General features: G+C 40.6%; 11 protein-coding genes and 4 tRNA genes. 8 read left to right on the top strand and 7 right to left on the bottom strand.

Annotated elements, in window-relative coordinates:
• Positions 1-136: 136 nt before the first annotated feature.
• From H5163_RS14420 to H5163_RS14405, 4 genes are all read right to left on the bottom strand, one after another.
• Positions 137-213: transfer RNA gene (locus H5163_RS14420), tRNA-Asn, on the bottom strand.
• Between the two features lie 27 nt (positions 214-240).
• Positions 241-317 (bottom strand) — tRNA-Asn (locus tag H5163_RS14415).
• A gap of 23 nt (positions 318-340) precedes the next feature.
• Positions 341-417, bottom strand: a tRNA-Asn gene (locus tag H5163_RS14410).
• Positions 418-438: 21 nt separating this feature from the next.
• Positions 439-515: transfer RNA gene (locus H5163_RS14405), tRNA-Asn, on the bottom strand.
• Positions 516-1,594: 1,079 nt separating this feature from the next.
• Between H5163_RS14405 and H5163_RS14400 the strand changes: the two genes are divergently transcribed.
• The 5 genes from H5163_RS14400 (at position 1,595) to H5163_RS14380 (ending at position 7,675) form a co-directional block, all read left to right on the top strand.
• Positions 1,595-2,974, top strand: coding sequence for an MATE family efflux transporter (locus H5163_RS14400; RefSeq protein ID WP_145240731.1), 1,380 nt, complete (start codon positions 1,595-1,597; stop codon positions 2,972-2,974).
• A complete protein-coding gene (gene uvrB, locus H5163_RS14395; protein ID WP_145240732.1) occupies positions 2,971-4,971 on the top strand; it encodes an excinuclease ABC subunit UvrB in 2,001 nt (666 codons plus the stop codon). Before H5163_RS14400 ends, uvrB begins: the two co-directional genes overlap by 4 nt.
• Positions 4,964-5,893, top strand: coding sequence for a class I SAM-dependent methyltransferase (locus H5163_RS14390; protein WP_182735426.1), 930 nt, complete (start codon positions 4,964-4,966; stop codon positions 5,891-5,893). The genes uvrB and H5163_RS14390 overlap by 8 nt, the downstream gene beginning before the upstream one ends.
• Before the next feature lie 6 nt (positions 5,894-5,899).
• Entirely contained in the window at positions 5,900-6,568 is a 669-nt protein-coding gene (locus tag H5163_RS14385) for a tRNA (adenine(22)-N(1))-methyltransferase TrmK (protein ID WP_145240737.1), read from the top strand.
• An 87-nt stretch (positions 6,569-6,655) separates the two neighbouring features.
• Positions 6,656-7,675 (top strand): hypothetical protein, encoded by a 1,020-nt coding sequence (locus H5163_RS14380; protein ID WP_182735425.1) that lies wholly within the window; start codon positions 6,656-6,658, stop codon positions 7,673-7,675.
• Positions 7,676-7,681: 6 nt separating this feature from the next.
• On the opposite strand, the gene H5163_RS14375 is transcribed toward H5163_RS14380, so the two are convergent.
• Positions 7,682-7,924, bottom strand: a complete 243-nt coding sequence (locus H5163_RS14375) for a hypothetical protein (protein ID WP_182732466.1) — start codon at positions 7,922-7,924, stop codon at positions 7,682-7,684.
• A 178-nt stretch (positions 7,925-8,102) separates the two neighbouring features.
• Between H5163_RS14375 and H5163_RS14370 the strand changes: the two genes are divergently transcribed.
• Positions 8,103-8,552, top strand: a complete 450-nt coding sequence (locus H5163_RS14370) for an isoprenylcysteine carboxylmethyltransferase family protein (RefSeq protein ID WP_182732465.1) — start codon at positions 8,103-8,105, stop codon at positions 8,550-8,552.
• A 57-nt stretch (positions 8,553-8,609) separates the two neighbouring features.
• Here H5163_RS14370 and queC read toward each other — a convergent pair whose 3' ends face one another.
• Positions 8,610-9,290, bottom strand: coding sequence for a 7-cyano-7-deazaguanine synthase QueC (queC, locus tag H5163_RS14365; protein ID WP_257326361.1), 681 nt, complete (start codon positions 9,288-9,290; stop codon positions 8,610-8,612).
• 127 nt (positions 9,291-9,417) lie between these two features.
• Between queC and queE the strand changes: the two genes are divergently transcribed.
• The gene (queE, locus tag H5163_RS14360) at positions 9,418-10,083 is read left to right on the top strand and encodes a 7-carboxy-7-deazaguanine synthase QueE (RefSeq protein ID WP_182735438.1); all 666 of its coding nucleotides are present in this window, start codon (positions 9,418-9,420) and stop codon (positions 10,081-10,083) included.
• Positions 10,084-10,252: 169 nt separating this feature from the next.
• On the top strand, positions 10,253-10,996 hold the full coding sequence (locus H5163_RS14355; protein ID WP_182735424.1) for a class I SAM-dependent methyltransferase: 744 nt from the start codon (positions 10,253-10,255) through the stop codon (positions 10,994-10,996).
• Between the two features lie 280 nt (positions 10,997-11,276).
• Here H5163_RS14355 and H5163_RS14350 read toward each other — a convergent pair whose 3' ends face one another.
• Positions 11,277-12,242 (bottom strand): integron integrase, encoded by a 966-nt coding sequence (locus H5163_RS14350; RefSeq protein ID WP_182735423.1) that lies wholly within the window; start codon positions 12,240-12,242, stop codon positions 11,277-11,279.
• Between the last annotated feature and the right edge of the window lie 135 nt (positions 12,243-12,377).

Raw genomic sequence — 12,377 nt, 5'->3', positions numbered from 1 at the left:
AGTAGATCAAAGGGAAGGAATCAGATCCTTGATTAATCAAATTATTTTACACTTATTAAATGTGTATTAAAAAGAAATATTTTGATTGTAGTAGAGTAGTGGAATTGTTTAGGAAAGTCTAATTGATTCTTTAAGTTGGCTCCCCCTCCCCGACTCGAACGGGGGACCTGCGGATTAACAGTCCGTCGCTCTAACCAACTGAGCTAAGGGGGAACTACAATACTTAAATTTTATATGATTTGGCTCCCCCTCCCCGACTCGAACGGGGGACCTGCGGATTAACAGTCCGTCGCTCTAACCAACTGAGCTAAGGGGGAACAATAATCATATTACATAAACTTGGCTCCCCCTCCCCGACTCGAACGGGGGACCTGCGGATTAACAGTCCGTCGCTCTAACCAACTGAGCTAAGGGGGAATCGTTTATGGTTGAAAAGACTGGCTCCCCCTCCCCGACTCGAACGGGGGACCTGCGGATTAACAGTCCGTCGCTCTAACCAACTGAGCTAAGGGGGAAGCGTATGTGCCTTTCAACGGGGCGAAATATTAATGACCGCGCTGCAAAGTGTCAACACATAAAACCGGATAAACAAAAAAAAGCAGTCTGTTCGATGTTTTTATGTTCGATCTGGCTGTTTTGTGGCTTTTTTTCTCCCTATTTGAGTCGTGTAGATCGAGATGTGGCATAAAATTATGGTTTTTAACGACTAAAAAACAAACAAGTTAACCGCCAAGCAAATTATAAAAGTGATCATTTATCTAGTTTTGTACGAATAAATTTATGAAATGTACTTTTTTAACGTTAGCTAATAAAAGCGCAAATTCGCAATAATTAAATTTACTTATGCATTTAATTAGTCGTTAACGAAAAATGCCGAGAAAAAAATGACATACAGATCTGAACCCTTAGTTTAGCGACTTAATACCCATGAGAATAGCAAGGAAATATATATATATTGTTTTATTTCAATTGGTTAAATTTATTTTTTCATATTGAATGGGCGTTTAAATAAATGTGACAGGTCATTGGTACAGGGGTTAAGTATGTTTTATGAGCTATTTAACTCAAATTGTCTAAAGTTAGTATTTGCCAACATTGCCGTTAGCGTGTTTAAGCCGCCCCTTTGCACGCCTTTATTAACGTGGCTTTGCAAGAGTTATCCACGGTTTCTGTGGATAACTCTGTTTATGAAACTTTAAGAACGTTGGCAGAGCCATATTTTTAGGGCACTGTGAGGATATCAAGCATTTAAAACAGTTTTTTTATCTCATTTTAAAACAATGACTTGAAAAAATAAGCTGAAAAGAGCTTCGTTGATGAGTAAATTTATTCGTAACGATTCGATTAGCGCAATTTTTGTGTAAAAATGCAGCACCAGTCGCGATGTTTTTGTGATAAAGGTTATAAAAATGTATTTTTATTGTTTTTAGTAGAGGTTCGAAGTGAAATCATCGCTAAACACGTAAAAAGAACACTTTTCTATGGTTTTTTAGGCGTTTTTGTAATCAATTTATAATCACTTGATAAATGCGTGGCTTGAAAAGCCCTGATGCTTTAAAATACCACGCTTAATAAAAGAGGTTTATTTATTCCCATGCGCGCAACTTTGCAGAGCAACTCAGCTCCCGATTTATTAAACGATCCAATAGTACCGACCTTGAAGAAAATGACTGTGCCGATGATTTTCGGCATGATTACGTTAATGATGTTCAATATTGTTGATACATTTTTTATTAGCTTATTGGGAACTGAGCCATTAGCGGCTGTCAGTTTTACTTTTCCGGTAACCTTTACCGTGATCAGCCTAGCTATTGGTTTGGGTATCGGTACGTCAGCGGTTATTGCCAAGGCATTGGGTAGTAATAATATTGAAGAAGCACGCTTTGACGCCAGCATCGCATTATTAATTGCAGTGGTGATGGTGGTGTGTTTATCGCTATTTGGTTATCTGTTTATTTCCCCGATATTTAAATTGCTGGGAGCAGGGGAGCAAGTGTTGCCGCTGATCCATGAGTATATGAGTGTGTGGTTTTTAGGCAGTGTATTTTTAATTACCCCTATGGTTGGTAACTCAGTGTTACGTGCCAGCGGTGACACCAAAACACCTAGCATAGTGATGGGTGGAGCGGGGCTTATCAATGCCGTGCTCGACCCAGTATTGATTTTTGGCTTTGGGCCAATTCCTGCATTTGGCATTAAAGGCGCTGCGATTGCCAGCGTCATCGCATGGTCGGTAGCCGTTGTCATTATTTTATATTTGCTAGCAGTAAAAAAAGGCTTGCTGAGCCTAAATGCAAATAACCAAACCCCATTAAGCTCTATTCGAAAAATTCTTAAAATTGGTTTGCCAGCGGCAGGTGCAAATATGTTAACACCAGTTGCAATGGCGGTGATGATTGCCATGGTTGCCCATCATGGACCTGAGGCTGTTGCTGCTTTTGGCGTAGGCAGTCGTATTGAATCAATTGCCAGTCTGGTGGTGTTAGCTTTATCGATGACGTTACCGCCGTTTATTAGTCAAAACTTTGGTGCTGGTAAACTTAACCGTGTTAAAGAGGCGTACACCACAACATTAAAATTTGTGATGATTTGGCAGTTTATTATTTATTTACTGCTCATTGCATTTTCAGGAGTGATCAGTGAGTTGTTTGGTAAAGAGCAGATGGTTATCGATGTGATCAAATTATTTATTTTTACCTTGCCGCTAAGTTACGGTTTGCAAGGGATAATTATTTTGTCTAATTCATCGTTCAATGCCTTACACAAACCAATGAATGCATTAATTCTAAGTGTGATCCGATTATTTATTTTTTATATTCCATTTGCTTATGTCGGTAATTTATATGCCGGTTTACCAGGCTTGCTGATCGGCGCAGCGCTGGGTAATTTATTTACTGCAATAATAGCTTATAAATGGTTTATCAAAGAGCTGAATATGATCAGTAACCAAGCTGTACAGGAGTGCCAAGCATGAGCGACCATTTTCAACTGGTATCTAAATTTAAACCTGCGGGGGATCAACCCACCGCGATTGCGCAGTTATGTGAAGGGTTAGAAGCCGGACTTGCTCATCAAACATTATTAGGGGCAACAGGTACTGGTAAAACATTTACCATGGCTAATATTATCAATGATTTGAATCGCCCAACGATTATTATGGCGCATAATAAAACCTTAGCAGCGCAGTTATATGGGGAAATGAAAGAGTTTTTTCCGCACAACGCGGTTGAATATTTTGTTTCGTATTATGATTACTACCAGCCAGAAGCGTATGTTGTTGCAAGCGATACCTTTATTGAAAAAGATGCCTCGATAAACGAACACATAGAGCAGATGCGCCTAAGTGCTACCAAAGCGCTATTAGAGCGTAGGGATACAATTATAGTGGCATCAGTATCAGCCATATATGGTTTGGGCGATCCAAAATCATACATGAAGATGATGCTGTTGTTAAAAGTGGGCGAAAAAGTTGATCAACGCGATATGCTGCGCCGACTAGCCGAAATTCAATATACGCGAAATGACATTGATTTTAGCCGCGGTACGTATCGGGTTCGTGGCGAAGTTGTGGATATATTCCCTGCTGAGTCAGACACTTTTGCAGTGCGTGTAGAAATGTTTGATGACGAAATAGAACGGCTAAGTATTTTTGACCCGCTTACAGGCGCGGTTGAAAAACACATAGTCCGCGCAACTATCTATCCTAAAACGCACTATGTGACACCCAGAGATAAAATTCTTGATGCGGTTGAGCATATTAAAGCTGAATTAAAAGATCGTCGTGCGCAGTTACTCAGTGCTAATAAACTGGTCGAAGAGCAACGCGTGGCACAACGTACACAATACGATATTGAAATGATGACCGAGCTTGGTTATTGCTCTGGCATCGAAAACTACAGCCGATATTTATCTGGTCGCACGCCGGGCGATCCACCGCCAACCTTGCTTGATTATCTTCCTGAAGATGCGTTAATGATTATTGACGAATCTCACGTTACGGTATCGCAAATCGGCGCTATGTATAAAGGCGATCGTAGCCGTAAAGAAAATCTCGTGGAATACGGTTTTCGTATGCCGTCGGCGATGGATAACCGGCCACTACGCTTTGAAGAATTTGAAGCCATAGCACCGCAAACAATTTATGTATCAGCAACCCCGGGTGATTTTGAACTTGAACGTTGTGGAGATGATATTGCCGAGCAGGTTATTCGCCCCACAGGATTACTAGATCCACAAATTGAAGTACGCCCAGTGGCAACTCAAGTTGATGACTTATTGTCAGAGATATATAAACGCGTAGCAATTGATGAACGCGTGCTAGTAACCACACTTACTAAGCGCATGGCTGAAGATTTAACGGATTACTTATCTGAACATGATGTAAAAGTGCGTTACTTGCATTCGGATATCGATACCGTTGAACGGGTCGAAATTATTCGTGATTTTCGCGCTGGGGTGTTTGATGTGTTAGTGGGTATTAACTTACTGCGTGAAGGTTTAGATATGCCAGAAGTATCACTAGTTGCAATACTCGATGCTGATAAAGAGGGCTTTTTACGTTCAGCTCGCGCATTAATTCAAACCATTGGTCGTGCTGCTCGTCACTTAAATGGTCGGGCAATTTTATACGGTGATCGAGTCACTAAATCAATGGCCAAAGCTATTGATGAAACTCAGCGTCGCCGCGATATTCAACACGCTTACAATATTAAGCATGGCCTTGAACCACAAGCCTTATTGAAGAAAATTACTGACATTATGGATGTTGGTGAGCGAGCCGGCCCACAAGATAATTTACAGCTGATCCGAAAACAAAGTAAGCAAGTGCTCAGTGCAAAAGAGATCGCAGTGCAAATTAAGCAACTCGAAACCAAAATGCATGCATACGCAAGTGATTTAGAATTTGAAAAAGCCGCATCCGTTCGTGATGAAATCCATGAATTACAACAACAGTTAATTAAAAATGCATAATTTTACGCCCCTTATTACAGCACTTGAAAGTGCGCCCTTAGCAGACAATGAACTTTGTCGTGTGTTTCATGGCCGCGGTCACACTACTGAGCATTTGAGTCATCTAAATATCGACTTTTACCCACCGTGTTTATTTTTAGTGTCTTACGACGACGTTGACGCACAAACGCTAATGCAATTAAGTGAGCAGCTTTGGCAATGGGCACAACAACACGCTAAAGAATTAATCACCTCGTTGGTATTTCAACAACGCGCCGGACAACAAACTGAAAATAAACTGTTATTTGGTCAACTACCGAGCCCGCATAGTGTTAAAGAAGGTGACAGTGAGTTTTTAGTGGATTTAATGAGCCGTCAAAATACCGGTATATTCCCGGATATGCGCCGTGGTCGGGAGTTTGTGCAAGCCCATAGTAAACACGCTAAGGTATTGAATTTATTTTCATATACCTGTGGGTTTTCGGTTGCTGCAATGCGTGGCGGTGCCGATAGTGTGATCAACATGGATATGAATAAAGGGGTACTGCGCACCGGTAAGCAAAATCATCAACTTAATGGCTTTGACCGCGGTGTGAGCTTTTTACCGCACGATATATTAAAGTCGTTTGGTAAACTTAAAAAGGCTGGTCCTTTTGATTTAATTATTGTTGATCCGCCAAGCTTTCAAAAAGGCAGTTTCATTTTAACTAAAGATTATCAAAAAGTGCTGCGCCGCTTACCTGAACTGCTCAATGACCATACTCAATTGCTGTTATGTGCTAACAGTCCAGAGCTAAGTGAAGCGTCATTTAAAGCGCTGATAGACGAACACACTCAAGGTGCGATTGAATTTGTAGAGCGCCTAGCGCCGACCCATGGTTTTGTTGATGTTGATAGCGACCGTAGCTTAAAAGCATTGATCTATAAAACGGCTCAAGTTTAGCTTTAAATGAAACTAAGTAGCCGCCTCAGTGCAATCGATTCGTTGATCTGCGCGCCGTATGATGTAATTTGGGACTGTTGTTGTGACCACGGTTTGCTTGGTATGGCGCTTTTAAAGCGGGCAGCCGCCAAGCAAATAAACTTTGTTGATATAGTGCCTACGTTAATGGACGAGCTTGAACACACGCTTACGCGTTTTAGTGATCAGCAAGCAGCTTGCCAATGGCAAGTATTATGTCAGGATGTAGCTACAATTGAGCTGCAGCCATCAGCCAAGCAGCTGATAATTATCGCCGGAGTCGGTGGAGAATTACTGCTGAGGCTAGTACAAAAAATGGTTGCTAATTGCCCTGAAAAGCTTCGTGAACAACTCAGTTTTATTGTTTGTCCCGTGCATCATACCTATACCTTACGACAAGGTTTACAGGCGTTAGGTTTAGGACTTATCAAAGAGCAACTGGTGCAAGAAAACAACCGTTTTTACGAAGTGATACAGCTAAGTTTTACCAGTAACACTGCGTTGAGTGTTACTGGCAGTCAGATGTGGGACAATGCTGAGCAAATGCACGAATTGTATCTGCAACAATTAGTTGCGCACTATACTCGGATGTTGAACAAAGACCGTACATATTTTCAACATGTGCTCGATGATTATCAAAAAATATCGCTAAATTAAACGCAGCACTGTGATCTATCGACTAGCGTTACAGCGTAAATAACTCATCTTCAGCGCTTTGTGTTAGCGAGTTTACTTGGTTTAGTTATGTCAGATAAAAATAACCACTTTACATCAGTCAAATATACTCATAATGAGCTGCTATATAATTGTGAGCAGCCAATTGCTTATGCACCCATCGTGCAATTGAGTAACGCGAGCTGGGTAGTGCCGCAACATTTTTTACGTTATCAACATACCCTCGAAAGCGTGAACGAAACCCTTGATAAAATTGAGTTTTCAACTCACTTTCGGGTGCTCGCCGCAAAGCAGAATGAGCAAATTTATTTACAAGTGGCCATTCTTAGTCCAGATAATTACCGCAGCACCAAGGCAAAAAAGTTATTATTTGGCCGGCGCTGGTTTGTGGAAGAAAACTTACCTACCTCGGAATTGATCCAAACCGCTTTTTTAGCGTTAAAAATAGCCCGTGAACACGAAGTAAGAGAACTATTTCAACTCGATAGTGAGCAGGGCAGCAGCACGCCGTTTAATAACCATCATGATTTACCTTTATTAGCACAAAACCCGCAATTAACCATGGCTGCTGATTATCAACCGCAAAGTGTCATAAAGTTACTCGCTAGATGTTTATTTGCTGGAGCTGCACTGACTTTAATTGCACAACAAAAAATTGCCGATGAGCACATACTTTACACTCTGCGGCTCAATTGTACTGACTGTCAGTTAAGCGAATTTAACGCAAAAACAGTGGTTTTTTTAGCCGCAGATACATCTGCAAATGCTTTTTTGCATGGCTTGATGACCGCGTTGGTAGCGATCAGTAATGATTATGTAAATGAGCAATTTAAATATGCAGGTTTTGCGCGCTTTAGTAAAAACGTTAATGTAGAGCAAATCGGGGCATTGAGTATTGTGTTGCGTTCGCAGCATGCGTTGCAATTATGCGAACTTGGCAAACAACATGCCGATCAATTAAATTTTGAAATTGACAGCTCTCGTGCTCCACAAGGGTGCGGGCAAGTGATCTGTGGTTTTTTAGCCGCTCATGGAATTGAGCAGCCAGAAAACGCGCATTTATATCCAGATTACTTGCAAGCGCTTTAAGCAAATTTAAAGTTTATTGATTTCCTGTTTTACGCTGTAACTTGGATCAGTCACGATAGCTTCTAATGTTTGTACACGCTCTTTTAACGCAAGCATTTCAGCATTAACAGCAGCAATTTGATTATTCGACTCTTTATTATCGGTGAGTGTGCGATGTTTAAACTCTAAATGTTTTTTATACATATCGTACATTACCCCAAACCCAACAGAGATAAATACGATCATGACTACCATAGTAGTTCCTGACATGGTGTATTCCTTATTATTTTATATAGTGTGTAAAGTATAACCAGAATGCGCAAATGATGAAGCTGACAATTGTAACTTTATTTGTATCAACATGACCCTCTGCGGTATATTCATCAGTGATACAGTGTGATGAGTGTTTAATTGCATTAACTAATTTTAACAACAACAGTGAGTTACTATGCTAAATAATAAAATCCCTCCGATTATTATAGTGCTTTTTTTTGCTGTGCTGATGGCGGTAATTGCCCATTACAGTGTGATTGATTTCACCACATTTATTTTTTATGTTGCGGTTATTTTACTCACCACAGGCTGTATTTTTTGTATTGCTGGGGTGGTTAGTTTTCGCTTAGCAAAAACCACTGTAAACCCAAATAAACCAGATCAAGCGTCAGCACTGGTTACCACGGGTGTGTACAAAATTTCACGTAATCCAATGTATGTTGGTTTTGCTTTTATACTGGCAGGTTGGGGAGTGTGGTTAACATCACTGTGGGCGTTATTGTGTGTGCTGGGCTTTATTTGTTACTTAACTTGGTTTCAAATTATTCCAGAGGAGCGGGCTCTATTAAAAATATTTGGTCAAGGGTACAGCGATTATAAGTCTCGGGTAAAACGTTGGCTGTAAACTTATTTCAGTTAATAATAAAAAGGCTATCGCGATGATAGCCTTTTTTAATGTGGGTTATTCGTACTCGATTGGATCGGTAATGTTATTAAGGCTAAATGCCTCTAAGCGCTCTTGGCAGGCACCACATTTACCACAGGCTTTTTCACGGCCATTATAGCAAGTCCACGTTTGGCTGTAGTCCAAGCCCATTTTTAAACCATCAGTAAGAATGTCAATTTTGGTGTCATTTAAATACGGGCTGAAAATTTCCACCGCGTCGTAATTAGCAATACGACATAAATCATCCATCTTTTGCACAAATTCAGGACGGCAATCAGGGTAAATAGCATGATCCCCAGAGTGAGCACCGTAATACACTTGGCTTGCTTTGAGTGATACAGCGTAACCCACAGCCAGTGATAGCAAAATCATGTTGCGATTAGGCACTATGGTGCTTTTCATGTTTTCGGCTTCGTAGTGGCCTTCTGGGACATCAATATCATCAGTTAACGATGAGCCACCAATTAACTGATTGATCGCAGAAATATCAACTATCTTATGCGGTACGCCAAGCTTTTCACACACACTGGCTGCAACTTTAAGCTCTTTTACATGACGCTGACCATAGTCAAATGACAGAGCATATACCTCGCGGCCTTGCTGCAGGGCTTTATTTAATACGGTAAATGAATCCATACCGCCGGAGTAAATCACAACTACTTTTTGCGTCATAACTGTTTTGCTCTTAGTTTTAATAGAGGTTTATATCAGGGCGCGATATACTACACGGCTGGGGCATAAATAACAATTTCCGACCGTGTTTTTTGATTTTTTAAACTATGTTTATGCTCGTAATTAATGCCAAGTAGTGAGTGAGACTCTTTTGTACAAAATTAATGAAATATTTGAAACCATTCAAGGCGAAGCCAGCTTTACCGGCACGCCTTCAATATTTTTACGTTTACAAGGCTGCCCCGTAGGTTGCGCTTGGTGTGACACTAAGCAAACGTGGGAAGTTGATAATGTGTATAAAGTATCACTGGACGACACGGTTGAGAAAAAGGCCGATTCAGATCACTGGGCGGACGCATCAGCTGAGCAAATATTTAACTTGTTTGTCGATCGTGCTTATCGTGCCAAGCATGTAGTGATCACCGGCGGTGAACCATGCATGTACGACTTAAACCCGGTGTGCGAATTACTTCATGCTAACGGCTATAGTACACAAATAGAAACCAGCGGCACTTTTGAGATTTTAGCCCCAGCACAAACTTGGGTGACGGTATCACCGAAAATTAATATGCGTGGCGGCTACGACGTACTTACTTCAGCCATGCAACGCGCCGATGAAATAAAACACCCAATCGCGATGCAAAAACACGTTGCAGAGCTTGAAGAGTTATTTGCAAAAACAGGCATTACCCCCAAGCTTGTTTACCTGCAACCAATTAGCCAAAAAGTCTCTGCAACTAAGTTGGCAATTGAAACCTGTATTGAAAAAAACTGGCGCTTATCAGTTCAAGTACATAAGTATTTAGGGATAAACTAAAGTAAAGTTGCCAGTGGTTAGTTTTAAGTAGTTTGCCATTTAAATTGAACGTTGGGTTGAGTAAAACAAAACCCAACAAACCTCTTACTTTCATATCTGCTTCGTTAATGGTGATAATTAGTTTATTATGCGCGACTTAAAATACTCTACTCCAAACCACTAGGCTGATATGTCCGCGAACGCTCTATACACAGACCTTTCTGATTACTATGACTTAATGTGCGCAGATATAGATTATCAAGCCCAAAGCTATTTTATTCATAGGCTACAGCAAATATTTGGTAATAAGGGGAATACGCATCTTGATTTAGCGTGCGGTACGGGCCCACATGTTCGTCATTTTATTGATTACGGTTATCAAAGTAGTGGGCTTGATATAAATCAACCCATGCTAGATAGAGCAATTATTCGCTGCCCAGAAGCGCAATTTTCATTGCAGAATATGAGTGAGTTTGTGATCCCTGAGCAAGTGGATTTAATTACCTGCTTTTTGTATTCAATCCATTACTGCGACGGCATTAATAAATTAACAGACTGTATTAAAAGCGTACACCATGCACTAAAAGCCGGTGGTATATTTTGCTTTAACGTTGTTGATAAAAATCACATCGATAACGATTCATTTGTAGAGCATAGCGCTGAAAACGCGGGCAGCTTATTCACATTCCGCTCTGGTTGGAATTACAGTGGCAGTGGCGAAAAACAGTCATTAAAGCTCAGTATAAATAAAGCAACAGCAGACGAAACATTTATATGGCACGACGAGCACCCAATGGTCGCTGTTAGTTTTGCCCAGTTAAAAGAAGCCCTAAAACCTTATTTTGAAATACATGTGTTTGAACATGACTACGAAAAAATAACCCCATGGGGTGAAAGCTCTGGCAATGCCGTTTTTGTGTGCGTAAAAATTTAAATTAGAAAGTTAAGACAATTATTCACAAAAAGATTAAGGGTTAAGAGACGCTGCGTTTTAGAAAAATTCATAAAAAGCAAGGAGCTTACAAATAAGCATTGTCCTGTTGAGTGACTCGCTCGTGAGACTGATCAAGCAGCTGATATATACCCCTAGCTAAACCATCAGGGAGTGCTCTGCGGTCTATTTTTTTGCCCTTCTAACAGCAGCAACTCCACATAAGATTATTATCGGGTTTTTTGTATTCCCCAAACGCGATATTCCAATAGATAATAAGAACCTAAAGTAGCTGCGACAACGGGCTTTTTACGCCACTGGCACCACTGTTAAGTACATGCGTATAAATTTGCGTGGTGCGAATATCGCTATGGCCGAGTTGTTCTTGCACGGTGCGTATGTCTGCACCGGATTCAAGTAAGTGGGTAGCGAACGAGTGCCGTAGTGTATGGCAGGTAACATTTTTTTGAATTTTTGCCAGCTTTGCTGCCAGCTTAATTGCTTTACGAACCGTTGTTTCATCAATATGGTGGCGTCGCAGCTTTTTACTTTCTGGGTCCATGCTTAACTGGGCAGAAGGAAACAAATATTGCCAGCTCATTTCATAAGGAGCCGCTGGGTATTTTCTAGCTAGTGCATTCGCAAGCCAGACACCGGCATAGTCTGTTGCTTGTTTGTCTCGTTGCCAGTAGTCATTTACCAAGTGACTTTGGCTGCGCAACAACGGCAGTAGTTCGAGTGCTAATGTTACTCTGCGGTTTTTATTGCCTTTGCCCTGCCAAATCATTAATGAGACATAGTCATAATCGACATCTTTTACCCGTAGCCTTACAGCTTCCATTAAACGTAGACCACTACCGTAAAGTAACTGAGCGATAAGTTTATACTTTGGATCCATTGCCAATAATAAACGCTGCATTTCTTCACGGGTCAGTACTACAGGTAATTTAGGTGGCACGAGTGATTTATTAAAATTCATCTCAAGTGATAACGGTCGATTAATAATATGACGGTATAAAAATACCAAAGCATTTAAAGCCGTTGCCTGAGTTTTCATTGCAACATTACGCTGATTACTTAAATAAGATAAGAATTGCTCAACCTCCGACTCTGCCAATTGCGCTGGATGTTTTTTAGCATGGTATAAAATATAAAATTTTATCCAATATTGATAAGTGTCTATAGTGCGCTTGGCATAACGACGCGTTGTCATAAAGTCACGGATGGATTCTAAAAATACAGAAGCCATGATCTGCTCCAGTCATTGCTGTATATATAAACAGTAGTTGTGTTTGGTTTTTTTTCAACAACTCGCGGGATTATTTCTTGTATTTTACAACAACAAAAAAACAACAAATATAAATCCCTTGATTTACATTTAGAT

Source organism: Pseudoalteromonas sp. SG44-8, assembly GCF_014164125.1.
GTDB lineage: Bacteria > Pseudomonadota > Gammaproteobacteria > Enterobacterales > Alteromonadaceae > Pseudoalteromonas > Pseudoalteromonas rhizosphaerae.
This window is presented reverse-complemented; position numbering and strand designations above follow the sequence as displayed.

Coding starts and splice junctions, on each gene's coding strand:
- H5163_RS14400 (WP_145240731.1), top strand. CDS start 1,595: ATGCGCGCAACTTTGCAGAGCAACTCAGCTCCCGATTTATTAAACGAT.
- uvrB (WP_145240732.1), top strand. CDS start 2,971: ATGAGCGACCATTTTCAACTGGTATCTAAATTTAAACCTGCGGGGGAT.
- H5163_RS14390 (WP_182735426.1), top strand. CDS start 4,964: ATGCATAATTTTACGCCCCTTATTACAGCACTTGAAAGTGCGCCCTTA.
- H5163_RS14385 (WP_145240737.1), top strand. CDS start 5,900: ATGAAACTAAGTAGCCGCCTCAGTGCAATCGATTCGTTGATCTGCGCG.
- H5163_RS14380 (WP_182735425.1), top strand. CDS start 6,656: ATGTCAGATAAAAATAACCACTTTACATCAGTCAAATATACTCATAAT.
- H5163_RS14375 (WP_182732466.1), bottom strand. CDS start 7,924: ATGTCAGGAACTACTATGGTAGTCATGATCGTATTTATCTCTGTTGGG.
- H5163_RS14370 (WP_182732465.1), top strand. CDS start 8,103: ATGCTAAATAATAAAATCCCTCCGATTATTATAGTGCTTTTTTTTGCT.
- H5163_RS14355 (WP_182735424.1), top strand. CDS start 10,253: ATGTCCGCGAACGCTCTATACACAGACCTTTCTGATTACTATGACTTA.
- H5163_RS14350 (WP_182735423.1), bottom strand. CDS start 12,242: ATGGCTTCTGTATTTTTAGAATCCATCCGTGACTTTATGACAACGCGT.